21 protein-coding genes and 5 pseudogenes are annotated in these 25,163 nt (G+C 68.1%); 19 read left to right on the forward strand and 7 right to left on the reverse strand.

Going from position 1 to position 25,163, the window contains the following annotated elements:
* The first annotated feature begins 29 nt into the window (after window positions 1-29).
* Window positions 30-476: an ATP-binding protein gene (locus WBG99_RS34330; RefSeq protein WP_338900582.1), complete on the forward strand. Its 447-nt coding sequence runs from the start codon at window positions 30-32 to the stop codon at window positions 474-476.
* A gap of 442 nt (window positions 477-918) precedes the next feature.
* On the opposite strand, the gene WBG99_RS34335 is transcribed toward WBG99_RS34330, so the two are convergent.
* Window positions 919-2,067, reverse strand: a complete 1,149-nt coding sequence (locus tag WBG99_RS34335; RefSeq protein WP_338900113.1) for a hypothetical protein — start codon at window positions 2,065-2,067, stop codon at window positions 919-921.
* Between the two features lie 140 nt (window positions 2,068-2,207).
* Complete coding sequence (locus tag WBG99_RS34340) at window positions 2,208-2,540, reverse strand: helix-turn-helix domain-containing protein (RefSeq protein ID WP_338900114.1); 333 nt, start codon at window positions 2,538-2,540, stop codon at window positions 2,208-2,210.
* 199 nt (window positions 2,541-2,739) lie between these two features.
* Here WBG99_RS34340 and WBG99_RS34345 point away from each other — a divergent pair, with 199 nt between their 5' ends.
* A complete protein-coding gene (locus tag WBG99_RS34345; RefSeq protein WP_338900116.1) occupies window positions 2,740-3,186 on the forward strand; it encodes a hypothetical protein in 447 nt (148 codons plus the stop codon).
* Here the strand turns inward: WBG99_RS34345 and WBG99_RS34350 are convergent.
* Window positions 3,161-3,490 carry a hypothetical protein gene (locus WBG99_RS34350; RefSeq protein ID WP_338900118.1) on the reverse strand — a complete coding sequence of 110 codons (330 nt, stop codon included), beginning with the start codon at window positions 3,488-3,490 and terminating at the stop codon, window positions 3,161-3,163. The two genes, WBG99_RS34345 and WBG99_RS34350, sit on opposite strands and share 26 nt — an antisense overlap.
* Window positions 3,491-3,896: 406 nt before the next feature.
* Between WBG99_RS34350 and WBG99_RS34355 the strand changes: the two genes are divergently transcribed.
* From WBG99_RS34355 to WBG99_RS34370, 4 genes are all read left to right on the forward strand, one after another.
* The gene (locus WBG99_RS34355) at window positions 3,897-4,376 is read left to right on the forward strand and encodes a hypothetical protein (protein ID WP_338900120.1); all 480 of its coding nucleotides are present in this window, start codon (window positions 3,897-3,899) and stop codon (window positions 4,374-4,376) included.
* A gap of 405 nt (window positions 4,377-4,781) precedes the next feature.
* Window positions 4,782-5,276 (forward strand): hypothetical protein, encoded by a 495-nt coding sequence (locus WBG99_RS34360; protein ID WP_338900122.1) that lies wholly within the window; start codon window positions 4,782-4,784, stop codon window positions 5,274-5,276.
* A gap of 73 nt (window positions 5,277-5,349) precedes the next feature.
* On the forward strand, window positions 5,350-6,183 hold the full coding sequence (locus tag WBG99_RS34365) for a transposase family protein (protein ID WP_338900124.1): 834 nt from the start codon (window positions 5,350-5,352) through the stop codon (window positions 6,181-6,183).
* A gap of 246 nt (window positions 6,184-6,429) precedes the next feature.
* A complete protein-coding gene (locus tag WBG99_RS34370; RefSeq protein WP_338900126.1) occupies window positions 6,430-7,101 on the forward strand; it encodes a hypothetical protein in 672 nt (223 codons plus the stop codon).
* 958 nt (window positions 7,102-8,059) lie between these two features.
* On the opposite strand, the gene WBG99_RS34375 is transcribed toward WBG99_RS34370, so the two are convergent.
* The gene (locus WBG99_RS34375) at window positions 8,060-8,710 is read right to left on the reverse strand and encodes a hypothetical protein (RefSeq protein WP_338900128.1); all 651 of its coding nucleotides are present in this window, start codon (window positions 8,708-8,710) and stop codon (window positions 8,060-8,062) included.
* A 558-nt stretch (window positions 8,711-9,268) separates the two neighbouring features.
* Here WBG99_RS34375 and WBG99_RS34380 point away from each other — a divergent pair.
* Both WBG99_RS34380 and WBG99_RS34385 read left to right on the forward strand, forming a co-directional pair.
* The gene (locus WBG99_RS34380; RefSeq protein WP_338900130.1) at window positions 9,269-9,514 is read left to right on the forward strand and encodes a hypothetical protein; all 246 of its coding nucleotides are present in this window, start codon (window positions 9,269-9,271) and stop codon (window positions 9,512-9,514) included.
* Window positions 9,515-9,668: 154 nt separating this feature from the next.
* A pseudogene (locus WBG99_RS34385) lies at window positions 9,669-9,860 on the forward strand (transposase domain-containing protein); the annotation flags it as partial.
* 626 nt (window positions 9,861-10,486) lie between these two features.
* Here WBG99_RS34385 and WBG99_RS34390 read toward each other — a convergent pair.
* The gene (locus WBG99_RS34390) at window positions 10,487-11,914 is read right to left on the reverse strand and encodes an IS1380 family transposase (protein ID WP_338900132.1); all 1,428 of its coding nucleotides are present in this window, start codon (window positions 11,912-11,914) and stop codon (window positions 10,487-10,489) included.
* Between the two features lie 562 nt (window positions 11,915-12,476).
* On the opposite strand from WBG99_RS34390, the pseudogene WBG99_RS34395 reads away from it, so the two are divergent.
* From WBG99_RS34395 to WBG99_RS34405, 3 genes and pseudogenes are all read left to right on the forward strand, one after another.
* Window positions 12,477-13,479 (forward strand): annotated as a pseudogene (locus tag WBG99_RS34395) (IS5 family transposase).
* Window positions 13,480-13,610: 131 nt separating this feature from the next.
* A complete protein-coding gene (locus tag WBG99_RS34400; RefSeq protein ID WP_338895810.1) occupies window positions 13,611-15,020 on the forward strand; it encodes an IS4 family transposase in 1,410 nt (469 codons plus the stop codon).
* Window positions 15,021-15,819: 799 nt separating this feature from the next.
* Window positions 15,820-16,335, forward strand: a pseudogene (locus WBG99_RS34405) (ABC transporter ATP-binding protein); the annotation flags it as partial.
* Window positions 16,336-16,374: 39 nt separating this feature from the next.
* Here the strand turns inward: WBG99_RS34405 and WBG99_RS34410 are convergent.
* Window positions 16,375-17,566 (reverse strand): annotated as a pseudogene (locus WBG99_RS34410) (IS3 family transposase).
* Between the two features lie 66 nt (window positions 17,567-17,632).
* Here WBG99_RS34410 and WBG99_RS34415 point away from each other — a divergent pair.
* From WBG99_RS34415 to WBG99_RS34440, 6 genes and pseudogenes are all read left to right on the forward strand, one after another.
* A pseudogene (locus WBG99_RS34415) lies at window positions 17,633-18,991 on the forward strand (ABC transporter ATP-binding protein); the annotation flags it as partial.
* Between the two features lie 107 nt (window positions 18,992-19,098).
* Window positions 19,099-20,574: an NUDIX domain-containing protein gene (locus tag WBG99_RS34420; RefSeq protein ID WP_338900134.1), complete on the forward strand. Its 1,476-nt coding sequence runs from the start codon at window positions 19,099-19,101 to the stop codon at window positions 20,572-20,574.
* An 81-nt stretch (window positions 20,575-20,655) separates the two neighbouring features.
* Window positions 20,656-20,904 carry a hypothetical protein gene (locus WBG99_RS34425; protein ID WP_338900136.1) on the forward strand — a complete coding sequence of 83 codons (249 nt, stop codon included), beginning with the start codon at window positions 20,656-20,658 and terminating at the stop codon, window positions 20,902-20,904.
* Window positions 20,882-21,091: a hypothetical protein gene (locus WBG99_RS34430; RefSeq protein WP_338900138.1), complete on the forward strand. Its 210-nt coding sequence runs from the start codon at window positions 20,882-20,884 to the stop codon at window positions 21,089-21,091. Before WBG99_RS34425 ends, WBG99_RS34430 begins: the two co-directional genes overlap by 23 nt.
* On the forward strand, window positions 21,088-22,122 hold the full coding sequence (locus WBG99_RS34435) for a phosphotransferase (RefSeq protein WP_338900140.1): 1,035 nt from the start codon (window positions 21,088-21,090) through the stop codon (window positions 22,120-22,122). The genes WBG99_RS34430 and WBG99_RS34435 overlap by 4 nt, the downstream gene beginning before the upstream one ends.
* Window positions 22,106-23,215 (forward strand): MFS transporter, encoded by a 1,110-nt coding sequence (locus WBG99_RS34440; protein ID WP_338900142.1) that lies wholly within the window; start codon window positions 22,106-22,108, stop codon window positions 23,213-23,215. Before WBG99_RS34435 ends, WBG99_RS34440 begins: the two co-directional genes overlap by 17 nt.
* A 9-nt stretch (window positions 23,216-23,224) precedes the next feature.
* Here WBG99_RS34440 and WBG99_RS34445 read toward each other — a convergent pair.
* A protein-coding gene (locus WBG99_RS34445; protein WP_338895115.1) for an IS3 family transposase occupies window positions 23,225-24,405 on the reverse strand; the annotation gives its coding sequence in 2 pieces (ribosomal slippage) (window positions 23,225-24,141 and window positions 24,141-24,405; 1,182 coding nt in all).
* Between the two features lie 77 nt (window positions 24,406-24,482).
* Between WBG99_RS34445 and WBG99_RS34450 the strand changes: the two genes are divergently transcribed.
* The gene (locus tag WBG99_RS34450; protein WP_338900144.1) at window positions 24,483-24,791 is read left to right on the forward strand and encodes a hypothetical protein; all 309 of its coding nucleotides are present in this window, start codon (window positions 24,483-24,485) and stop codon (window positions 24,789-24,791) included.
* Between the two features lie 28 nt (window positions 24,792-24,819).
* Complete coding sequence (locus WBG99_RS34455; protein ID WP_338900146.1) at window positions 24,820-24,966, forward strand: hypothetical protein; 147 nt, start codon at window positions 24,820-24,822, stop codon at window positions 24,964-24,966.
* Window positions 24,967-25,163: the final 197 nt, after the last annotated feature.

Raw genomic sequence — 25,163 nt, forward strand, 5'->3', positions numbered from 1 at the left:
AATCAGTTCCCGAGGGTGAGGACAGCGTGATGCCTGGCGCCCCTCCGATACAGGACACCGTCGCGCTGGACGGTGATGGATCCTGTATCGCCGAAGCGCGTCATCGTGCGGTGGACTTCCTCACCCGCGTCCAGGCTGAGCATGGCCTGCCGGTGTCCGCACGCGCGATGGACCTGACCCAGCTGGTGGTCAGCGAACTCGTCACCAACGCGCGCAAATATGCTCCTGGTCCCGTGCTGATGGAGCTGCGCATTTCCGGGGCCGTGGTGGAAGTAGTCGTCTGGGACAGCGATCCCGTCCTGCCGGTGGCCCGGGCCGCCGATGCGGGCAGAGTCGGGCAACACGGCCTGGAAATCGTCATGGCCGTCGCCCAGGGCTTCGAGTTCCAGCGAGAGCCGGTCGGCAAACGCATCACTGCCCGCATCGCTCTGCCTGACGACCCCCGCGGGGACGTCACCGGACGCCCCACCCAGTAGCAGTCAGCCTCTCCCCGCCGGCCTCACCGCCTTTCCCAGAGACGGCCGGCCGAAGACACCTCGGGCCCGAGAGCGAGCTGCCCGCCGACTACCAGGCGATCATGAAGATCGTGGCCGCGGCCTCGGGCCCGGAGGGCCGGGGCGGACGTCTCCCAGCGTCGGCGTCGGGGCAGTGTTCTCCGCGGCCGGCACGGCAGCCTCCTCGACGTCAGCACCATCGCCAGGACCGGCGAGGACCTCCCGGGCAGTCACGAAGCGCTCCCAGAAGAGCTCCGCGTCGCGCACCTCGGGCCTCCATGGTCTTCATCGGCCATCGCCTCCCTGCACATGACCCCGGCGGACACCGCAGAGTGACGCCGAGGAGTCCCGGTCGCCGACAGGCCGGCCCTGACAAGAGCGCCGTCGGCCCGAGGGGCCCACTCCGCCCATCGGCGCCGGCACGCTAGCGCTCCGAGCTGGTCGACTCGGAGTCCGTGTCCTCCTTGCCCTGGGCGGTGGCGGTGGGGCGCAGGGCCTTGGCACTGTCCTTCAGACGCTCCAGCGTGCGCGTCAGCTGCCGGAACGGAGACGTCGTCCGCGCCTCGGACGGCTGCTGTCCGGCGGGAGCGGCCTCGGCTGACTCGTGGTAGGAGGCGAGCGCCTCGTGGGCGCGCTCGGCCGCCTCACGGTACAGGTCGCGCGACTTCGTCATGGCCTCCAGCGCCTCGGCGTACATCGCCACCCGTTTCCGCTCCTGGGCGAGTTCCTCCTCGACGGTGAGGAGGCGCCAGTCCTCCCGCAGCGCGGTGAGGGCCTTGTCGGCATCGTCCGGCAGCGGCTGCGGCAGCGCGGCGAACCGCATCACCGCCGCGACGAGGTCGGCCGGCTCCGAACCGTCCAAAAACACCGTGCGTACGGCGAAATCCTCGGCCTCGTAGCCGGACGGGGCCGGGATGCCGGGCAGCACCACCGCACCGCCGCGCGGCACCTCCACGTCGAACTCCCGCAGCGCCCAGTTCACGACCCGCAGTTGATGCGGCGCGGCCCGGTGTTCCACGATGCGGTGGCGCAGGCTCGGCGGCAGCCATCGCACGAGGGGCAGCCGACCGCGCTCGTCCGTGGTCATGGCCTCGTGGAGGACGACGTGGACGCACCACCCGCCGTGCCCGGAGTCCCTGAGCAGGCGCCGTGCGTCCTTGTCGTCCTCGGGCAGGGTGTTGATCCTGCTCAGGGACAGGCCTGTGGCGGCGTCGTGGTCCCAGTCGCCGTACTCCGGCCAGAACCGGGTGACGGGGGACGGCCATGCCGGGTCCCACGGCTGTTCCGCCTCCGCGAGCAGGGTCCACTCCCGCCCACGGCCCAGGTCGGGGGCGAGGCTCAGGCGGGCGCGTACGGTCACGGCGTCGGGAACCTGCCAACGGGCCTCGAAGACCCGCGCCGGGGAGTCACCCCCGGTGCCGGGCACTTCCAGGAAGTCGTCGATGACCTGGCTGGCCTTGAGCTGTCGCAGGGTGCGACGGAGTACGCCTTCCGCGTCGGGTCCGACGTGGCGGCCGCGAGCCGGCCACACCGTCGGGGGAGTCGTGGGACGGGCTGTAGGGGAGATCGGCATGAGTCCACCAGGGAGCAGGGGCACGTGCGCATGCCAGTATCCCCGCCGCGGCCCCGCGGAGATCACTCGGGGTCCCACCGGCCTCCGCCTCTGCCGCGCGACCTTGGCACGCTTCGGCGTCGTCTCCAGAGTCCGCACGATCACTCTTCGACCTGCTCGTCCGTCACCGTGGGCGCGGGCCCACACCGCTTCTCGTCGGCAAGGCCCTCAAGTCGGTCGGCCGCGAACCGCTTTCGCCACGTAGCCACCGTGGTCGGATGAATCCCGAGGCCGGAGCCCACCTGAGTGTTCGACAACCCGTCAGCGCCCGCCAGGACGATCCGGCACCGCAGTGCCAGAGCCTGCGCGGACGTTGCCCGCCGCGACCAGCGCGGCAACGTCTCACGCTCGTCATCCGGCAGGACCGTTTCGACCGTCGGCCGACCCATGCGCGCCATGATCCCGGATGCTTCCACGGGCTTCCTGAGACTCATGACACTAGTGGAGGGGGAGGGTGAACTGGATTCCGTGACGGTTGAGGTGGCACCATCAGGGTCGCCGGACACCCGCGAGTCCGTGTCCTCGGGCCCGTCCGTCCTCAAGTCCGGTGCAGGAGGCCGATGCAAAGGCCACGGGCGGGACGAAGAGGCGGGGCCGACGACCCACAGCAGCAACTCCTCGAAGGATGTGTCCATGCGGCTGGCCATGAAGACGTCGGACCCTGTGCGAACCCGGTCCCTGCGCAGGGTGCTCATCACACTTCTGGTTGCCGCTGGCGCCGCCGCCCTGGCGATCGGCAGCATCGCGGTGGCCAACGCGGTGAATCAGCCGGAGCTCCGGATACACGGCATCCCCAGCAGCGGCGTGCTGAACGCCGCCGCGCTCTCCGAGGCCACGCTCACGGTGGACACGGTCGGTCGCAGCGACGACGAGGCGCTGCACAATGAGGCGCTGCGTAACGTCGAGGTCAGGCTGGATGGCGAGATCGTCCCCACCCTGTGGGTCGGAAACCACAGGGTGCTCGATGTGGGGGCGTTGCGGGACGGGGAGTACGAGCTGACGGTGACCACCGACCTGGGTCTGCTCTCGGGCGAGATCAGTCTCAGTCGCCGCTTCATCGTGGACACCACCCAGCCCTGACCTCAAGGTGCCAGGTAACGACAAGGAGCTGCGCGGCCATCAGGTCCAGCAGCTGCCTCGGCCGGGCCTCCGGCTCCGGAGCCTCTGGCAGCTGGCGGTCTTCCGGCTTGGCCTCGATCACCGTGTGCATGGCCTCGGTGTACCGGTCGGTGAACTCCGGGCCGGTGAGGTCGTCGAGGGCCCTGGCCTCGATCAGCGCCACGGCTTCGTCGATCTCGTCCTCGTCCGGTTGGACCTGAGGGGGGACCACGGGGGTGGGGTCGCGGATTTCGTCCGGCCAGAGCAGACCGTGCAACGCGATCACGTCGCCCGGCCTGGGCCGCCGCGCAGGGCAGGCCGTCTCCCGCAACTGGAGCGACACCGGCCTGCTGGCTCTGAACTGTGCGACAGGGAAAACGTATGAGACAGCCGCCTCGTCGGGACGGTGTCGGTTTCTCGTTCTTGCCGCTCTCGCCTGCCGCGTGGCGTTCACCCCGCCCGATCGAATCCAGCGGTGCGCTGCCACATCGTTGCGCCGCGTGCGCGACTTGTGGGTGACGCTCGGTCAGGTGGTTCGACTAGCGCCGTCCACCCGTTCGAGACCTCCCAGACAGGCTCCGGCCTCGCGAAACGACCGGTTCGCCACGCTGTGAAGCAACAGCCGACTGCCTACGCTGAGTTGCAGGGGCGCCCTCTCCTGTGAAGAACTCTCGAGGCTGAGGAGCACTGACTTGACCGACCTCGTACTGCTCGCGGGCGGATCGGTGACGATGACCCACCACGTCACCGGCACCTACTTCATGTGCAACGGCTGGCACGACGGTGTCGGCAACCACACCCAGACCTGGGCACAGGACCCGTTCGCCAAGGACAACAACTCGCACCGGTGGTTCCTGCGGCAGAACGCCGACGGCACCGTGCGCATCGAGTCGTACGCCAACCACCGCTGCCTCACCGCAGGGGCCAACCCGTCCGACACCGTGACCCTGCGAGAAGGCACGGACAGCCTCAGCCAGCACTGGCGACTGGTGTCCCACGCGGAGCGAGGCAATGACTTCTACATGATCTCGGTCGTGCACCCGCGCTACGCCCTGGCCATCGCCGACCACCTCCAGGGCAACGACCGGCTGGTAGGCCTGACCCGCATGTGGGGCGGACCGAACCTCTCCCAGCTGTGGCGGATCTACCCCTCGTCAGAGGACCAGGGCTGACTCCGGACGAGCACGTGCTCTGCCCCATCGCGGGGAGTGACAACTGAAGCGTGCCGGTCAATCAGCGGGTGGCCGCCAAGCGCCGGCCACGACGGCGATGCAACGGCGGTCACCCGCGACTGGACGACACGCAGAGGTGTAACCGCCGTCGAGCAGATGCTCGGCGGGCAGCAGACAACGACGCCGCAGCCGGACGTGGATGCCGGGCAGCGCCCGGCTGTCCCACTGAGGCTCCGCCAAGCTCGTTTCCGCAGTTCAGTGGGGCTGGTGTGATGGGTCGGTGAGGTCCTCACGCTGGCAGGTGGGGTGATCGTTAGCACGAGATCGTCTGGCGCAGGTGTTCTCGTGGGTTCTGGAGTGAGGTTCGGGGGTCGCCGCGTAGGTTCTGCGCTGGGAGGGATGTTCATGACGGACGTGCTGGCGTGGACGATCGAGCGGCGGCTTGAGCTGGCGAAACGTGCCGAGCTGCTGCGCAAGGAGCTGGGTGAACTCGAAACGGAGGTCGCCCGGTTGGAGGCCGCCGAGGTGGTGTTCGGGCAGTGGGCCGAGGCCACTGATGGTGGACGGCGACCGCCGGGCATCGTGTCGCCGGAGCCGGAGCCGGAGCCGGAGCCGGAGCCGGAGCCGGCCGTTGTGACGGTGGGTCCGGGTGCGGGCGGGATGCGAGTGGTGCCGGACCGCGTCGAGGGGATGGGACTGGAGGTCCTGACCTCAGAATATCGACGGATCATGGAGATCGTGGCCGGGGCGGACGGTCCGGTGATGGCCAAGGACGTCGCCCTCGGGCTGGGCCGGGAGGCGAGTCCGGCGAAGATCGAGCCGGTCCGGGGCCAGCTGCGCAAACTTGCCGACCGGGGCTGGCTCTCACGTACCGCGTCCGGGCGTTACCTTCCCCGCTGACCAGTAACGCCGCTGGCCGGACGGGCCGATTCCTGCCATAACGCGAGTGCCCCCGGCGGGAGTTGGTAAGTGTGTGACCAAAAACCAGCCCGCCGAGGGCCCTCGGGATGTTGTCTACCAGGTCCGCCTCCCGCTGTCGAAGCGGACCATCGATCTCGTCGCCGACCTGATACGCCAACGCCGCAACCGGATGCGCTCTGTCTGGCGCAAGGCCGAACCCGGTAAGCAGGCCGTCATCGTGCTCGCCGTACTCCGTCACGACCAGCGCCTGGCCGACATGGCCGGCGGCAACCAGGTCGGCGAATCCACCGTCCGCCGCTGGGTGAAGGAAGTCGTCAAGCTGCTGGCCGCCCGCGCCCCGCGCCTGGACCGCGCATGCAAGAAGATCGCCCGCAGCGGCGGGGTCGTGGTCCTCCTCGACGGCACCCTGATCCGCACCCACCGCCGCACCGGGAGGGACGACCGGAAGAACTACTCCGGCAAACATAAGGCCCATGGCCTGCTGTTTCTCGCTGTCACCGACGAGAAGGGCAACCTGATCTGGATCTCCGCGGCCAAGCCCGGCCGGTGCAGCGAGATCACCACCGCCCGCCACAACAAGATCACCGGACATCTGAGGGAAGCCGGCCTCGGCGCCCTGGCCGACCTCGGCTTCGTCGGCCTCGACGACAAGCCCGAAGACGACCCGGTGATCATCACCGGCCGCAAGGCCACCCGCAACCACAAGCTGACCGTCGCCGAGAGGGAAGCGAACCGCCTGGTCAGCCGCGAACGCGCCGCCAACGAACATGGCTTCGCGAACCTCAAGTCATGGCGGATCCTGACCAAACTCCGCACGGACACCCGGCAGGCGACCACGCTCCTGCGGGCCCTGCTCGTTCTGGCGAACAGCGAAGTACAGCGCTGACGGAGCGGGCGGATGATCTCGCCCCGACGATCACGCCACCTGCCAGCGTGAGGACCTCACCAACGCATCACACCAGCCCCACTGAACTGCGGAAACGAGCTTGGCGGAGCCTCACTGGAGACCGTGGTGGCCACATCCGTGATCCTTATGGCTCGGTCGGAACGAGGCCAGCTGACCGCTACCGGGGGAATCTCCGTTGCCGAGGAGACTCGCCGTCGGGAATCCTGAGGCCATGAGGTACTCCGTATGCGGCTGAGGCTGCGCCAGTTCCGGCCGCGGACCGGGTCGGCCGAGCACCGTGTCGTCCAGCCCCGGCAGCCCCTTCGTCACACGTCACTGCGCGCCCCCGAGCCCATCGGCCTGCTGCTCGGCGACCACGATGGGCTGAACCGGCTCGCGGGCCTGTTCTCCTTCGCCGCCTACTCCCGGTACACGATCGTCCACGTACCACTGCGCGACGGCATCCCGCCCGATGAGGGCACCGGTGCGCTGGTCGACCTCGTCCTGGCCCACCACACACTTGGCTTGCGCCCCAGCAAGTGGCCCGAGCTGCGGCGCAAGCTGGTGAACGGCACTGCGCTGACCGTCCGCACCAACGAGGTACGCACCGCCCGCGACGCCGCCTCCTGGCGAGAACACCGGGACCGGGTCGACTTCCGGGACGAACTGCGGCACGCCACCCATGCCCGAACGTTCTTCCTGTTCGGCAGCCGGGACGTCTTCGCCGAGACCGCGACGTACTTCGCCCAAGCGGCTGGCTGGGGCCCGCACCAGAAAGACGTCGTCAACGGACACTCGGCGCTGATGACGGCGCTCCCGACGCTGATCCAGGAGCCCGGCGGCGGGCACCCCCTCGAGGTGCTGATCTGTTTCAAACCGTATCCACCCTACGCCCACTTCCGGCCGCCGGGGCGCTGAGCCGGCCGCTCATTGACGCTGCTCCGATCGGGCGGTACTGGTTCACTGTTTGCGTCGGGATCGTCGCGTGTCGGCCTGCTCAGCTCCACCGGTTCACCGGCGTGGAGCAGCACCTCTCGGCCAGCCCGCCAGGTCGCTGCGTTGGTGACGTCATCACGCTGCCGTGCGCTGTACCTGTCGTACTCCTTGCTGCGCGTCGGCCCCAGGAGCACCACTTGCCGTTCCGGATCGGCGAGCATCGCTTTGACCATCTCCAGAGTGATGCCTTCGGCCCGCAGGAGTTGGTCGAATTCGTCGAATCACGCCACACAACGGCGGCCGCGCTGACAGTGTGAGGCGCCTGCAAGTTGTCCGACGCCGCGCCTGCGGCAGGACGAAGTCGGGAATGGCCATGCGCATGGCCTCGTAGGGCAGCCGGGACTTGCCGGCCGTCGAGTCACCCACGATCAGGACGAAGCTGCCCTGCCTGACCCGCTGCACGACGTCGTCGAAGCGGTCTCGTTCGACGAGCGTAGGCACTCGGTTGGCCCCCTGGCGGGCACTATGCCGGATGGGACCTCCAGGCTGATCGGATCCACCGGATTCCGCACCCGCTGCGCTCGAGCGATCAGCTCTCTCCCTCGAGCCGCAGCTGCGTGACGTTGCTGACGGTGCATCAAGAGAGCGGTCCTCGCCTCCTCCGCGAAGACATCGGTCACGGAAGCGGCCACGGCAGCCGTCCAGCCTGCTGGCAACCAGACTGAGGCTGTCAGCACCGCGCCCGCACCACCCCCCGGGATGCCGGGCAGGATCACCCGCAGGCGAAGTACCGCCACACCGCATCCTCTCCGCAATCACGGACGGAACGGAGCGCCATCCCATGCGCCCGATAAACATTTGATGGGCGTTTGCTATGATTTAAGATGGATATTCTGATCTATTTCGCCCTGTTTCGGAATGTGCCTACGTAAACGCCCTCTCAGTCGTCGTTTCTGGCGTTACCGCCTGGTAGGAACGTCTGGCGTGCCCAGAGGCTCAGCAGCGCCGTCCCGCCGACCAACAGCGGCACCGGGTCACGGGCAGGAGGAGTCAACACATATGCCAGCGCCGTGACCGTGCAGACCGTCAGGGGAATGAACGCCGCTGCACCCTCTATCCCCCATCGCAACGTCGGCTGAGCAGTGCCCAGGACGCTCGCTCCGCCGGGCAACCAAGGGCCGACAGCAACCACCAGCAGGCCCGCGGTATTGCAGGTGTCGACCAGCTGGCAGGACATCGCCTCGGGGCTGTGCGGGCCGACCGTCCACAGTCGAAGGGTGTCGCCGATCAGCATGAGGGACAGCCCGACGATCCCAACCCACAAGGTGACTCTCTGGTCGCTCCGTACGAGACGGCGCAGGGCGAACAGGAAACTGAGGAACACGACCTCCGCGGTCCAGAGGACACCGACCATCCCCGTCCCCAGCCGCCAGCCGTCACTGACCCCCCGCAGCAGTACCCATCCCGTCATGAACACGGCCCCGGCTGTGACGATCCCGTCAAGTACGCGCCGCAGCAACACGTGCCGGCCTTTACCGGCCTCGGCCGCGACCATCAGACCGGCCATCCCCAGGCCAACCGCCAGCGTCACTCCGGTTACCACCACCGAACCTAGCAGCGGTCGCTCGTCCCGTCCTGAACCCGGGGGATGAGCCGACAGTACGTTGACCGCCCCCCGGTACACACCCCCGGCTACCGCCGAACTTCCCAACAGCAGCAGACGCGTCCGCACCCGTCCACTCGCACCCCACGCACGCAGCACCAGGGAGGCTGCCAACACCCAGCAACCGGTGGACGGCCCGAAAGTCACCATCCGCGCCGCTATGCTCCCCGCCGCCCACGGCCCGCTGAAGGTCAGTGCTGTTCCCACGAGACAGGCCACGACCACCGCGCCCCAGGCCCACGCCCCGGTCCGATAGCAGCGGCCCGCCCGGACCCTGAGCGCGTCCGGCGACTTCCTCAACCCCGACATCAGGTGCGCCTTTCCACCCGTCCCCCGCCCGCAGGGCTTTTCCTGCAGCCCTCGGATCCATTCAGAGACGGTAGAAGACTCGCCACCTGCCCGAACTGAACAATCGGCTCATTCACTCGTACTGCGTAAGGGGGAGTGTCATGAACTGGGCGGGAACTTCACCAGAAGGGACACCTGATGACGATCCAGAAGACTCACTCTCTCGAGGCAGTGGGCGGCGTGTCGCTTGCCGTCGACGGGACGGCCGCAGACGGTGCGGACACGAGGAGAATGCCGGAGTCCGTGGACGGGCTGGGTCTGGACCTGCTGGACGCGCTGACGCTGCTGGCCAAGGAAAGGGCCCCCGGCGGCGGACTGCGGCTGGTCGGTGAGGACGGTCTGTTTGCCCGCAATCACGCAGCACCTGATGCAGGCGGGCCTTGACCCAAGGCCGGGTAGTTAGCGTTTTCGCAGGTCACGCAAGTGAGTTGAAGGATTCTCGACGTAGAGCAACGGAGCTCGTTGGTACAGGCAGTCGACCAAGACAGTTTGTCCCGAAGGAGCTCCGTTGCCCCGTCATTGTGTCCTGCCGTCTGCGCTGACGGCCATCACCCGAACGGTCACCGTGGCCGGGGGCCGGTTCGCTCCCGGGCATCTGGGGGAACTGACGGCGGTCGTGCCGTTTGAGCTCGTGGACGCGGTCCTTGCGGAGACGCGGACGGTGCAGCAGCGGCTGCGTGATCTGCCGTCGCGGGTCGGGGTCTACTTCCTGCTGGCGATGTGTCTGTTCCCGCATTGCCGTCTCGGGGTCTGTCAAACGAGCGGCTCTGGCCCGTAGTCGGTGGTGACGCCGAGTAGCCATCCATGATCATGGTCGCGTGAGGGCGTGTACGGGAGTGTTTTAAGGGCGTGTGTTGAGTCGTGATCAATTTGCGGGATGTGCCTTCGCGCCGGGGTCTGATCCGATAGACCGTCTTGCGTGACGCGAGTGCAACTGACTGAACTCTTCTCATCCTGCGGCGTAAGGGTGACAAAGCGGGGCGGATCATGGCCCGTGACGGGACGAGGCTCCTGGTCGTTGCCTGACGGCTCCGTGCTGAGTAGTGGAGTACGCGCAGGTTCCGTTGAAGTGCTGGCGGCGTGGAAACCTGCATTTCAGCAGGTCGATGAGGGTGCCGTGCGCCCTCGATCGCTCGTGTTAGATATCTGCAGTAACTCGTGAAATCTGCGAGTGACCGCAGTAACCTCGATTCGTCAGCGGGGTTCGGTGGCTGGCCTGCTCGGCAGTTCGCCCGTAATGTCCTCGGGCCGTTCGAGGTGGGCCGTCGCGTGACGCCGCGGGTGCGCCGGGTTCCACGGGCCCGGAGTGCTGCCGGTCTTCTCCTTCCTGGTGTTTGTCGGGGCAGTGCCCGGCTGTCAGGTGACAGCTGGGAGGGCGGTGAGCCGCTGCCAGCAGGTGGTGAACGCTTGGGCCCAGGGCCAGGTCGCGTCGATGCGCAGCCATCGGCGTCGGGCGTGGTCGGCGAGGCGGGCGGGCAGGTGGTAGAGGCGGAAGCGCATGGTCTTGGGCTCGGCGTCGGCCAGGCCCTCGATGTCGTGCAGGGCCAGCAGCCGAACCCAGGCGTCGAGATCGGCGGCGAGGTTCGCGGCGAGCATCCAGCCGCGGTTCACTTCCCAGGAGGCGGACGGCAGATTGTCCAGTCCCGTCGCCTTGTTGGTGCGGACCCGGTCCTCGACTTTGGCGTGCGAGCGGTGCAGGACGTCCAGGAACTGGCTGTGGCCCGAGCCGGCGATGCCCCACATGTGCCGGATATTGGTGGCGGTGATGCAGTACCGCCAGCCGGTCTTCTTCTCGAAGGCGGTCAGTTTCTTCAGGTGCCGGCGGGTGGGCCTGACGCGGCGCACGATCAGCCGCATGCCCTCCGGCCAGCCCTCACGGGTGTTCAGCCCGGTCAACTCGGCGACGAAGTAGCCCTCTTGGAGGCTGCCGTCCTGGTGCAGGGAGGTCTCCCAGGCGCTTTTGGGCAGCTTTGCGATGGCCTTCTCGTCGTCTTCGGTGATCGTCCAGCCGGCCGTGTAGCGGACCGTACGCCGCGTGGTGTTCAACGCTTCGAGGTGTTCCAGCAGCCCGTGGGTGGCCCCGGCCCCGTCCAGCCGGATGAGGATCTTCGCTGCTGAGGAGCCGGGGATCTGGGCGAGGGCGTCGGTGAGCACCGTGATGTGGTCGGCCACCGTGTTTGCTCCGGCATTCCCCGGACGCAGGAGCATCGCCAGCGATTCGGTGGTGTTCGCGCACCACGCGGCCAGCGGATGAAACCCGAACGTCTTTTTGAAGGTGACTGCTGCCCCCGCCTTCTTGGACGCGGACGTGATGATGGTGGCGTCGATGTCGATGACGATCCAGCCGGTCAGCCGTTTGCCCGCCACCGTCAGCCAGGGGAAGCCGCCCGGCCGCAGACGCAGCAGACTCCACACATGCCGGCGCACCCGCGCCCGCGCCTTCGCAATCTTCGCCAGGACTGTCTCGTCGAGCGCGGCCAGGGTGCGGCGAGCGGTGGAGTCCGAGGCCGACGGCCCGAACAACGGCCGGTGATGAAGCTGGAGTTGTTCGGCCTCCGACAGGTTCGCCGCCCCGAGCGCGATCGCGACGGCCAGGTGCACCAGGACGCCCGCCCGTTCCCGCCAGCCGGCCGCTGTGCTGGACGGTAACTCCTTCGCCAGCGCCCCGGTGAGCCCTGTGCGGTCCGCGCACCGGCGCAACAGCACCGCACCGGCATGCCCGATCAGTCTCTTCCCGTCAGCCACCACGGACAGCCGACGGTCCCACCCTGTACTCTTGCTCACCAGATTGGTGCCCTGATTCTTGCAGCGGATACGACGTAGACACTCGCATCCTCGCAGGTCAGCGGCACCATTCTGCTATCGGGGCGTCAGGTCACCCAATTCCGCTGAATATCCAGGGCTAATGCTGTGGGCAGTATGCGGCGAGGGCTGTCGAGGATCTCGTCGTCGGCCCTGGTCGACGCGAAGAGCTTCGGGGCCCGCCCTCCACTGCTTGAACCAGGCACGGACGTCTTTCCCCAGTGCGACGACGCTGCGGTGGCGGAGCAGCCGGGTTTGCGGCTCGTCAGCTCGGCGAAACACCGCACGACCAGGTTGAGCCATGACGCGCTGAGCGAGGTGAAGTGCGGGGGCGGAAGCGCGGGTGACGCAGCAGTCACTTGTGCATGGCCGCGGCCCGGGGTTTGGGGTGGCGTAGTTGTCACTCGTACTTCGCAGGCCACGCGATCGTGAAGATCAACCGGGCACGATCCGTCGCCATCGGGCAGTTAGGGCCTGTGTGATGTCGTGATCAATCTTGCCGATCCGGATCCATCTGGAAGGCGGATCCGGTAGGAAGACTTTCGTGACGCGCAGGCAACTCACCGACGAGCAGTGGAAGTTGATCGAGCCGTTCCTGCCGATAGGTGAGTACGGCCCGTACCCCGGGCGGCTGCGGGATCAGTTCGAGGGGGTGATCTGGAGGTTCAGGACAGGCGCGCAGTGGCGGGAGATGCCGGGGGAGTTCGGGCCCTGGCCGACCGTCTACGGACGCTTTCGGGTCTGGCGGAACGCTGGTGTCTTCACCGCCCTGCTGGAGGGCCTGATCGCGGAAGCCGCCCGTCAGGGCAGGACAGACTTGTCCCTGGTCAGCGTGGACTCCACGACCGTCCGTGCTCATCACGACGCCGCCGGGATGATCGTCGGCAAGGACGTCATGGAGGCTCTGGAGGAAGCCGCCGCCGAGCAGGAGCAGGCCCGGCAAAAAGGGGCGGCGGAGCGGAACAGAACGGGCGGGACGACGGAACCGAGCTCGAGCGGGAAGAGCGCCGACGCGTCCGACGCCGACACAGGATCCGTCTGAAGGAAGCTCTGCTCGGCAGGTCCCGCGGCGGACTGACCAGCAAGATTCACCTCGCCGCCGACCGGAAGCGCCGGCCTCTGTCGTTCGTCCTGACCGCCGGGCAGGCCGCGGACAGCCCGCAGTTCGTCCCCGTGCTGAAGAAGATCCGCGTCCGTCTGCCGGTCGGCCGGCCCCGCACCCGGCCGGGCGCGGTCGCCGCGGACAAGGCGTACTCGTCCCGCGCCAACCGCGCCTACCTGCGCAGACGTCGCATCAAGGCGGTCATCCCGGAGAAGAAGGACCAGGCCGCCAACCGCAAGAAGAAAGGCAGCCGGGGCGGCGTCCCGTCACCCACGACGCCGATCTTTACCGTGATCGAAACACCGTCGAGCGGGCGATCAACCGGCTGAAGGACTGGCGCGGCATCGCCACACGCTTCGACAAAACGCCCGAGAGCTACCTCGCCGGCCTCGAGCTGCGGGCCTCGATGATCTGGCTCGGAGATCTCCTGCAAGCAATCGATTGATCACAACATCACACAGACTCCAACGCCGTTGCGTTTGAGTCTTGAGTCGCAGGTCAAGCCCTGGTGAATGACGCAACGGGACGTCCTGATAGATCAGCTTGTGTCGAGCAAGAAGATCATCGGGAGTCCCGTTGCAGGAGAAGTCTGTCATCACGCGCACGGTCGAGGCGGCCGGGGGTGTGTACGCGCCCGGTCACTTGGGCGAGTTGACCCAGATCGTGGACTTCGTACTGGTGGACACGGTGATCGAGGAGACCAGGTCACGTGAGAAACGGCTGCGACTGCTGCCGTCCCGGGTTGTGGTCTACTTCGTCCTCGCGCTGGCCCTGTTCGAGGACTGCTCCTATCGGGGCGTGTGGGGCAAGCTGACGGCAGGGCTGGAGGGACTGCCGTTGGTGCGTCCGGCGGTCTCCTCGCTGTCCAGGGCCCGACGGCGAATAGGAGCAGCACCGCTGCGACGGCTGTTCGAGATCATCGCCGGGCCCGTCGCCCACATCGGGCAGGCCGGTTCGTTCTATCGAGGGCTGCGGACCGTGGCCGTGGACGGCACCCTGCTGCACGTGCCCGATGAGGAGGCGCTCACCTGGCGCTATCCCAAGCGAGCGGGCGAGAGCGTGGAGTTCGGCTACCCGCTGCTGCGACTCGTGGTCCTGGTCGAGTGTGGCACCCGTGCCGTGTTGGCCGCCGCGTTCGGTCCCGAGAGTGACGGCGAACTCACCTACGCAGGCCGCCTGTTGAGTGTGCTGGACCGCACGATGCTCCTGCTGGCCGATGCCGGCTTCGATGGAGCCGAGTTCGCCCGGGACGTCCAGGCCACCGGCGCCCAGTTCCTGGTGCGCTCCTCCGCCCGCCGGATACCCACCCCCTTCCGGCGCCTGGGCGACGGCTCCTACCTGGCCCGGATCGGCTACGGCGTCCTGCCCGTCCTGCTGACCGTCCGCGTCATCGAGGCATCCGTGACCGTCACGCTGGCCGACGGCACCGTCCGCACCGAGCAGTGGCGCCTGCTCACCAGCCTCCTCGACCCGGCCGCCCACCCGGCCGCCGGACTCGTGGATCTCTACCACGAGCGGTGGCAGTCGGAGACGACGTACTTCTCGATCAAGGCGACCATGCTGGATGGCCGCGTCCTGCGCTCCCGCAGCCTGACCGGCCTCGACCAGGAGGTCTACGCCCTGCTCACCACCTACCAGGCCCTGATCCGCGCCGCCGCCGACACCGCCTGCACCCGGCCCGGCCTGGACATGGACCGCATCAGCTTCACCGTCCTGCAGACCACCGCTGCCGACACCGTCACCACCGCGACCGGAATCCTGCCCCCGGCGGGACCCGCCGAACTCCTCGGCACCATCGGCCGGACCGTCCTCGACGCCCTGCACCCCGCCCGCCACCAGCACCGCGTCAAGGCCCGCACCCGCAAGAACCCCACCAGCAAGTACGGACCGAACGCCGGACAACAGCCCACGACCAGCCAGAACTACACCATCCGAACCGCCATCACGTTCTTCGAGCACGGACTTGCGAACCGCTCACGGACATAAACGCAACGGCGTTGACACAGACTCTAGCGCCGTGCGAGCCACCACAGTTGAGCCGGTGTGGGCGAGATCAGCCAACGATCTTGAGTTGAGGCGTTCCTAACGGGTGACGGTGCGAAGTACGGGTTGTCACAGATCAGTGCCATGGCGATGAGGAACTTCAGGAACTCCGCAGCGATGTTCGGCTATCACCACGCCGCTGGACACATCCAGTGCGGCGAACAGGCTGGTGGTGCCGTGCCGGGCGGAGTCGTGGCCGGTGACTCGTGGATAGGGATCCGAGAGCGCTCCTGCGGCAGGAGTCAGGCGCGACTTACGACAGTTGTCATGCAAATACGACACCTATCGTGCTCAGCCTCACCAGCACGGCAATCCCCCGAAGGAGTGAGCCAACTGCGTCGAACAGATTTCAAGGCCCGCCGCCGCACCCTGCCCGCCCCAACAGCCCGATCAGAACGTGTGTTCACGAAATGAGCCGTGACGGAGCCCGATCCGACGCGTTCTTAGAGCACCAGTGCCACTTCCCCGCCCAGATGGAGGACATCATGAATCCCGCCCCCACCCCCGTGCATCAGCTCTCCGGAATCGAACGACGGCCCACCCCCGTGACGGTGCGCCGTGTTGACGACACCCGCTGCTCAGCACGTCTGGATACGAGGTGGGCGGCATGAGTGAGTCGACCGATGAAACCGCCGAGACCGTCCCGGGGCCGCGCCCCACCCCCCTTCCGCCCGCCCCGCCGGCCGCGTCACCGCAAGCCGCGCCGGGCGCCGGCGCGGAGCAGCCCTCCCCCGCCCCGGAGATGCGGTACGTGGACCTGACCGGCAGCCGCGAGGCGGCCGGCCGCTCCATCCGGATGCGGGACATGGCCCGGCGCCTGCCCCAGCTGGTGCGGCGTTCGCTGGCACTGGCCTGGCGCGTCGACCGGAAGGCCACCACCGGTCTCCTGCTGTGCCAGGCGGTCGCCGGCGTCATGCAGGCCCTGGGCCTCATCGCGATCAGCGGAACCCTTACCGCACTGCTGACCAGTGGCGACGTCTACCACCGGCTCCTCCAGGCGTGGCCGTCCGTAGCCCTGCTGGCGGCTGCAACCGGGGTGCGGGCGCTGCTGGGCATCACCGTCAGCTGGCTCTCCTCCCGACTGGGCCCGCTCATGTCGCGCGAAGCCGAGCAGATGCTGCTGACCGGCTGCGCCGAGGTGGAGCTCTCCGCCTACGACGACCCCGACTTCAACCGCGACCGCGAAGCCGCCGACCGCGGAGCACAGGTCACCGGCGACCTGGTCAACGAGGGCCAGGACCTGATCGCCTCGGCGGCTTGAGCTGCCCCGAGTTTCGTAGAGTCCGGTGATCTTGTTTCAGGCGGACTGCGGGGTGGCTTCCTGTTGTCGCCACCAGTCGTGTTCGTACTCGGCGGGCGGTAGGTAGTCGAGGGCGGAGTGGAGCCGTTCCTCGTTGTACCACGTGACCCACTGGAAGATCGCCCGTTCGACCTGGTCGACATCCTTCCAGGGGCCCTGCATCTCGATCAGCTCGGCCTTGAAAGTGCCGTTCAGAGCCTCGGCCATCGCATTGTCATAGCTGTCCGCGACGGACCCGACCGACGCCGAGGCGCCGATCTCGGCAAGCCGGTCGGTATACCGAATGGATACGTATTGCGACCCGCGGTCGCTGTGATGAATGAGGCCGGAGTCCTTCTTGATCCTCCGTCTCCACAGCGCCATCTCCAGGGCTTCCAGGGGCAGTTCGGTCCGCATATGGTTCGCGATCTGCCAGCCGACGATCATCCGCGAGTACACGTCGAGGACGAACGCCACGTATGCCCAGCCCGACCAGGTGCGGACATACGTCATGTCCGCCACCCACAGCTGATCGGGCCGTGAGGCGGTGAAGTCGCGGTCGACCAGGTCCGGCGGGCGCGGCGCCGACGGCTCCGCCACGGTGGTCCGCCGGCGTTGACCACGGATCACGCCTCCAGACCCAGCTCGGCCATCAGCCGCTCGATGGTGCAACGGGCCACGTCGACCCCCTTGCGGCGCAGGGCCCGGGTGATCCGGCGGGCACCATAGGTGCCGCCCGACTCGCCATGGACCTGCTCGATCAGCGGCATGAGCTGTTCGTCGCGGAGCCGGCGGGCCGACTTCGGCCGCTTCTTGCGGGCGAAGTACGTCGACGGCGACAGCTCAAGAACCCGGCAGACGGGATCGACCCCGAGGCCCTTGTCACGCAGGTGGTCGATCACCTGCTCGGCCTCGTCCGGGGACGGTCGATCTCCTGGGCAAAAAACACGCTGGCGGCTTTCAGGATCTCGTTGGCCCGCTTCAACTCGGCGTTCTCCCTGCGGAGTTGCTTGAGTTCCTCGCGCTCGGCGGTGGTGAGCCGGTCGTCACGCTCGCCGCCATCGGCCTCGGCCTGGCGGACCCAGCCGCGCAGGGCCTCCTTGTGGATGCCGAGGTCTTTCGCGACGTGGGCAATCGGTCGGCCGGTGCTGCGGACCTCACGGACCGCGCGCTCGCGGAGCTCGTCCGGGTACTTACGGGGTACTGCCATGGTGCTCGTGGTTCTCCTTCGCCAGGACCGTAACCCTGGCATCAGGGACTCCACAAATCTCAGTACAGCTCAGCTTCCTTCCTCGCCGGGGCCATCGTGCTGGCCGGGGTGAGCTGGGTGCTGCTTCCCCTTCTGGTCGTGGCCAGCCTGCCGCAGGCCCTCGCCCAGGTCAGCGCCGCCCGGGTCCGCTACCTGGCGAACCTCCGCAGCAACGGCGACAACCGCATGCTGTCGGTGCTGCGTTGGCACATCTTCACCCGCGAGGCAGCCGACCAGATCCGTGCCGGCACCATGGCCGATTTCCTGTCCGGCCGGTACCGGCAGACGGTCGCCCGGATCAACCGCGAAGACCGGACCGCGGCCGACCAGGGTGCCCGCATGTCGCTGTTCGGCGCGCTGTGCGGCGGCCTCGGATCGGCTGTCGTGTGGGCGGCGGTGGTGTGGCTGCTGGCCACCGGCCGCATCAGCGTCGGCCACGCCGGCACGGCCGTCTTCGCTCTGCAGACGGTGGGCCAGTCGGTACGCGGGCTGGTCGCCGTCGGGGCCCGTGCCGTGCGTACCGGCCTCTACATGGACGACTGGACCCGGTTCCTCGACTTGGCCGGCGGCTACACCATGCGCCGCGGCGAGCACCGGCCAGCGCCACCAAACGAGATCAAGATCAAGTCGGTCTCGCACCGCTACGCCGGGAAGGACCAGGACGCGTTGTCCGACGTCTCGCTCACGCTGCGCCGGGGCGAGGTCACCGCACTGGTCGGCTTCAACGGATCGGGGAAATCAACGCTGTCGAAGCTGGTCAGCGGCCTGTACCTGCCCACTGGAGGACAGGTGCTGTGGGACGGCGTCCCCACCGACGACGCCGACCCGCAGGCACTGTGGCAGGAGGTGGCCCTGGTGCCGCAGGACTACGCGCACTGGCCGCTGACGGTCCGCGAGAATGTCACCCAGGGGCAGCCCACGGCCCGCGGTGACGCGGCGGTCCTCGAAGCCTGCGAGGCCTCCGACGCGGACGAGGTCGTCGACAAGCTCGGCGCCGGCCTGGACACGCTCCTGGCCCGCGAGTGGCTGAACGGCGAGGAACTGAGCGGCGGCCAGTGGCAGCGCATCGCGCTCGCCCGGGCATTCTTCCGCGAGGCAGGGCTCCTGGTCCTCGACGAGCCGACCGCCAACCTCGACCCTCGCGCCGAATACAGAATCTTCCAGCGGCTGCGGGACTTGGCCCAGGACCGGGTGGTGTTGCTGGTCACGCATCGCATCACCAACGTCGCCGTGGCCGACCGGATCGTTGTCCTCAGCGAGGGCAGAGTCGTGCAGGAGGGCACCTACAAGGACCTCGCGGCCCAAGAAGGCGGCCTGTTCCAGCAGTTGCTGTCCTACCAGGTCACCTCGGAGCCGGACGGCGAGAAGCACGGAACCCGCGCGTGAAGGGCCCCGACACCACTTCACCAGCTCCGCCCGGGCGCACGGCCCCCGCTGACCCGCCCACCCTCGACCCATCCACCAGCCCTTCCATGCTTCTCCGAGGTGTTGACGTGCCGATCACCCGCTCCCACATCCGCGCGACCCTCGACAGCTACCTGACTCGGCACCCGCACGAGCGAGAGTCCCTGGCCGGCCTGTTTGCCGTCCTGGACGGGCCGGACGACCCGTCCAGCCGGGCGACTTTTCCCGGCCACGTCACCTGCAGCGCGGTCGTCATCGACCGAGACCGGCGCGTACTGCACATCGTCCACAAGGCCACTGGGCTGCTGCTCACCCCGGGCGGGCACGCCGAGGCGGACCGGAGCCTGATGGCCGCTGCTCTTCGGGAGGTGTCCGAGGAGACGGGCATCCGGCCCGGTGACCTGTGTCTGACCCCGCAGTTCCTGGGCGGCCCGATCGACATCGACGTGCACGGGATCGACGCCAATCCCGCAAAGGGCGAGCCGAGCCATCAGCACTTCGACTTCCGCTTCGCCTTCTACGTCAGCACCGAGCAGCTGCCGCCGCTCAGGCTCCAGGACGAAGAGGTCTCGGGTTCCCAGTGGCTTGCGTTCGCCGACGTCAGGTCCCTAACGCTGCGGGCCAAGCTGCTGGATGCCGAGGCCGATGGGCTCGACGGGCAGCCGGAGCCAGTCAACGCGTCGGCTCTGGTCCACGACGGCTTCGGACGCTACCTGCTTCATCTCAGGGATCTGCGGGAGGGAATCTGGGCGCCCGGGGTCTTCGACCTCCTGGGAGGCGGGCGCGAAAGGGATGACCGGTGCCTGGAGGACACCTTGCGGCGGGAGCTCGCCGAGGAGGCCCCCGGCCTTGCACCGGTGGGCTTGGCGCCCTACGCAGTCGAAGAGGCGACGAGCGTCGACGGCCTCGCGGTGCCGATCAAGGTCTTCACGGCCCGCTGGAGCGGACACCCCGACACGGCGGACCTACAAGAGGGCGTCCTCCTGCAATGGTTCACCCCCGACATGCTGGACCGACTAGCCATGAGTCCCGGCCTCGGCGACCTGATCCGCCGCCACGCGGCCGAGCACCCCCCGGCCGGCAGCCCGCCGGACCGCATCCGCCCACTGCACGAAGAGGCACCGGAGGGGACCGAACTCCACATCATCGGCGTCCACCTTCACCTCCAGGACGAGCAGGGCCGGATCCTCCTCGGACTGCGCCATCCCGACTCGGCCTTCGCGCCGGACGAATGGCACTTTTTGGCAGGTCATTGCGAGAGGGAAGCCGCCATCAGCTGTTTGGTGCGCGAAGCTCAGGAGGAGGCCGGGCTGATCATCGATCCCGGTGACATCGAGCTCGTGCATGTGGTCCACCACGTCGACTCGCCGACGGCGCGGGCACGGATCGCGCTCGTCTTCCAGGCCCGGGCATGGTCCGGTACCCCGCAACTCCTGGAGCCCGACCGGTGCGTGGCGTGGCGGTGGTTCAGCCCGCAGGATCTTCCGGCAAAGGTCGTGCCGTACACCCGCCTGGCGATCGAAGGCATCGTCGCGGGCCGCCCGTACACCCAGACGGGCTGGTGAGCCCCTGTGACGCTCCCACCGACACCCAGCTCTTCCTGGCCTGAGCACTTCCTCGCGCACCGCGCCGGCCACCACTGCCCAATGTGCGGCAACGACTGGACGGCCGATGACATCGGATGGGGGCTGCTGCTGCACCGCGGCGAGGTGGCCCAGTCCTATCTCTGGCGCTCCGGGCAAGTCCGGGGCTACTCCATCACCATCGTGACCGCGCGCCACGTGGCCGAGCCCACCGAACTTTCGGACGACGAAGCCGCCGCCTTCTGGCGGGACACCCTCGCCCTGGGCCGCGCACTACCAGCCGTTGAAGATGAACTACCTGCTCCTCGGTAACGTCATTCCGCATGCCCATCATCACGTCGTGCCGCGCCGGGAGGCGGGTGCGGACCCGGCGCCGGGCGGCCCCTTGCCCTTCGTTGTGCTCGACCTCGGGCGCCAGGACGAGGCCCAACTACAGGCGGACGCCCGGGCGCTGCGCCGGCTGATGAACGGCCCCGGCAGGCCGGAGGCCGGGCATTGAACGCGCAGTTCGACGTCACGGCCGTGGCGGGAATCCTGGCGCTGCACTACCGCGTGGTCCCCACCGACGTCCGCGAAGGGCCGTCAGGGACCGCCACGTGCAACTACGTGGCCAAGGACGGCGACGGCCGCCGATGGTTTGTGAAGGCCTACCCAGAGCACGCTGACCTGGGCGCCGAGGGGCGCGCCCTCGAGCTGGCCGAGTTCGCCGCACTCGGCGGGGTCCCGGTGCCGGCGATGCGCCGGACCCTGGACGGCGACCTCATCGCCGTCGAAGGCGGCCTGGCGGTGGCCGTCACCGCGTTCGCCGAGGGCGCCGAGACAGCGGAAGGCGGCCTGCACGGCGAGCAGTGGGCCGCCGTCGGCGCGACCGTGGGCCGACTGCACCGCACGCTCGCGCGACATCCGGACGGGCCGCCGCGCCGCGCCCCGTCCCACGAGGTCTGTGACATCGAGCGGGGCCGCCAGCGCCTGGAACGGCTCCTCGACAGCTACGCGAAGCAACCCCCGAGTTCCGCGTTCGGAGCGTGGTCGAGAGACGCCGCCCAACAACGGCTGGACGAACTCCCCGCCACGGCATCCATGCTCGAAGCACTCCCCTTGACCCTGGCAGCGCAGATCGTCCATGGCGACCTGTCCTCCCTCAACCTGATGCTGAGAGGCGAGAAGGTCGCCGCGGTCGTCGACTTCCGGCCGCCGACGCACCGCAGCCCGATGTGGGAGCTGGGACGCATCGTGCTCGATCCGCGCACGGTCCTGACCGCCCCGGACTGGCCCACGGGCCTGGCCACGGCCGTCGTCGCCTACCGGGAGACCAACCCGGCCATGCCGGACGAGGACCTCATGACGGTGCCCCGGGTGGCGGCCGGCTACCTGGCCTGCTCGGTGTACCCGCTCTCGGAGCCGCTCGGCGACCCAACCGCGGTCACCCCTCAGCTGGAGGCGTACGGGCGGGCCCGCCACGAGGCCCTGGGTGTGCTGTGCGCCCGCCTGGACGAGGCGGAGGAGGTGCTCCGTGACCAGCTCCGCTGACTCTCCCGCTCAGCTCCAGACGTCGCTGTGGCGGCACCGCAACTTCCGGACGTTCCTGATCGGGCAGAGCGCCAGCGTGACCGGCAGCTCGATCAGCTCGATGCTGATCCCGGTGATCGCCGTCCTGGAGCTGCACGCCACCACCTCTCAGGTGGCCTGGTTGGCGTTCCTTGGACTGCTGCCACCCGCGGTGCTCGCCCTGCACGCCGGGGCGCTCGCTGACCGCCATTCCAAGCAGCGCCAGATGATCATCGGGGATCTGGTCAGTGCGGCCGCACTGGCCACGGTGCCGGTGGCGGCAGCCCTCGACGCACTGACCCTGCCCCAGCTCATGGCGATCGCCGTGGTGCAGGGCGCCGCGGGCGTGGTGCATGACGCGGCGGCCATCAGCATCCTGCCCAGCCTGGTCGACCGGTCCTTGATCCAGCGGAGCAACAGCCGGGTCGGCGCACTCTTCGCCCTCTCCGCGACCGGCGGCAGCAACCTCGGCGCCGCTCTGACCGCCTTGGTCGGACCGGCCCGAGCCCTGCTCGGAGACGTCCTCTCCTATCTCATCAGTGCCTGGTGCACCGCACGCATCCGCATGCCCAAGACCGACCGGGCACGTACCGGGGAGCGTCGGCTGTGGGCGGAGATCGGCGAGGGCGTGGGGTATGTACGCAGTGACGACCGGCTGCGCACCTTGACGCTGGTCAACGCGTCGACTTCCTTCGCCCTCGCACTGCTCAACACACTGTGGGCGCTGTACTTGCTGCGCACCCTTGCGATGAGCACCACGGCGTTCGGTGTCGTGCTGGGGCTCGGCGCCCTGGGCGCGGCCGCTGGCGCGCTCCTCGCCCCTGCCCTTGCTCGACGGATCGGGCCCGGGCCGATGATGCTGGCCGCGCTCGCGATCACGCCGGTGACCCAGATTCCGCTGCTGCTCGCCTCTCCCGGCCTTGGCTGGCAGATCGTGATCGGCGCGGCGCTGTTCGTGCAGCTGGCGTGCGCCGGTGCGGCGGGCACAACCCAGCGGTCAATCCGTCAGATCATCACCAACTCCCGCATGCAGGCACGGATTGAGGGGCCTCACGTTTTCCGGACAGGCTTATGACCGTTTATTTCACGCGGCGATTCGCAACTTCTCATACTCGGCGTGGACTTCGCGCGGAGGGCGGTAACCCACCGCCGAGTGGAGGCGTTTGCGATTGTACCAGAATTCGATGTAGCGAGTGATGTCCTGCCGGGCGTCCTCGCGGGTCAGGTAAGTCACCCTTGATACGCGCTCGTTCTTCAGGGCGCCGAAGAATGATTCGGCCATGGCGTTGTCGAAACAGATTCCGGTGCGGCCGGCAGATCTGCGGAACCCGAACCGGTCGAGCGTCTTCCCGAACTCGGCTGACATGTAGTTACTTCCGCGATCCGAGTGAAATGTCGCGCCGGCCGAGAGGTTCCTGTTCCGTGCCGCGTTACGGATCGCCCTGGATATCAGTGAGGTTTGGTAGTGGTCGTCCATCGCGTAACCGATCACTTCTTTCGTGCAGCAGTCGATGACCGTTGCGAGGTACAGCCAGCCTTCCCCTGTCGCGATATAAGTAATGTCACCGACGAGCTTTTCACCGGGCGCATCCGCGGTGAAGTCGCGGCCGACGAGGTCCGGCACCTGGCCGGCCGCAGCCTGAGTGAGGTTGAACCTCTTCGGCCGTGGCAGGCAGGGCACCAGGCCCAGTTCGCGCATGAGGCGGCGGACCAACTCCACGCCCGCGGCGACGCCCCAGCGGTGCAGCTGGGCCTGGATGCGCCGGTGCCCGTAGGTGCTGTCGGACATGTCGAAGGCTTTCTCGATGAGCAATTTCAGTTCTTCGCGCCGCTGAGCTGTCGCGGATTCCGGGCGGGATCGCCAGTCGTAGTAGCCGGATCTGGAGACGCCGAGTCGGCCGCACATGAACTCGACGCTGTATGCGTACTTCTCGGTGTCGAGCCGCATCTCGTCGATGAACTCGTACTTGCTTGCTACCGGGGATCCTTCGCGAAGTACGCTGCGGCTTTTTTCAGGAAGGTAACTTCCATCTCCAGCTCGCGGTTGCGTCGTTCGAGTTCCTTCAGGCGCGCTCGCTCGTTCACCGTCAGTTCCGCGTCGGGGGCCGGTTCCTGCTGCTTCTGGTACTTCTTCACCCAGCCGCGTAGCGTCTCCGAGTTCAGCTCAAGCTCCCGGGCGACTTCGGAGATCGTCTTGCTTGACCTCAACGCGATCTGGACGGCTTCCTCGCGGAACTCCGGCGAGTACTTACTGGGTGGCGCCACTTCTTCCTCGTTTCCTTGTTCAGGACAACCCTATTGGGTGCCTGTCCGGAAACTTCGGGGCCCCTCAGATGCAGGCGGTGAGCACCTGGCTGACATCGGGTGCCAGGCCGGTCGGCGCGCTGCTCGCCGGCGCACTGGGGACGTGGGCCGGTGTCCGGGCCGCCCTGGTCATCGGTGCCCTTCTGCTCACTGTGCCGCTCCTGGTCCTGGCGCTCTCTCCTCTGCGCGGCCTGTGGCAGATGCCCGGCGCCCCGCCCGAGCGGGAGGAACCCGCGCCTGCCGAAGAACTACCGCGCCCCGGCCCCCCACCTCAGGTGCCGGCCCCTGGAGCGGCGGCCGCCGCAGACATCCGCCGTGAGAGCTCATTGGACGGAGGCGCCACATGACGGACCTGAACACCGGGGACACCACGCGATGAGCGGCGGGCAGCGGCACACCGAGCCGGTGGACGTCCACCTGATCCTGCGCCGGGAGACCGTCGACGGCCCGCAGATCTTGCTGTCGCGGCGGGCCGGGCAGGTGTACGCCGCCGGCCTGTGGCACCTGCCGTCGGTTCACTAGGCAAGCCACATGTCGCGTTTCAGGTTGTCGAGTTTCGCACACGGAGCGTATCCCTTCCCTACGTCTGGCAGCAGGAGGTCGGTGTTCCGTAATGGACACCTCTAACGATGTGCTCATGCTGGGCGACGTGTTGCTCGGCATGTTGTCAGCACGTGATCGGCTACAGAAGGCTGGGCTCACAGCGGATAGGACCAATC

Origin of the sequence: Streptomyces sp. TG1A-60, assembly GCF_037201975.1 — a bacterium.
GTDB lineage: Bacteria > Actinomycetota > Actinomycetes > Streptomycetales > Streptomycetaceae > Streptomyces.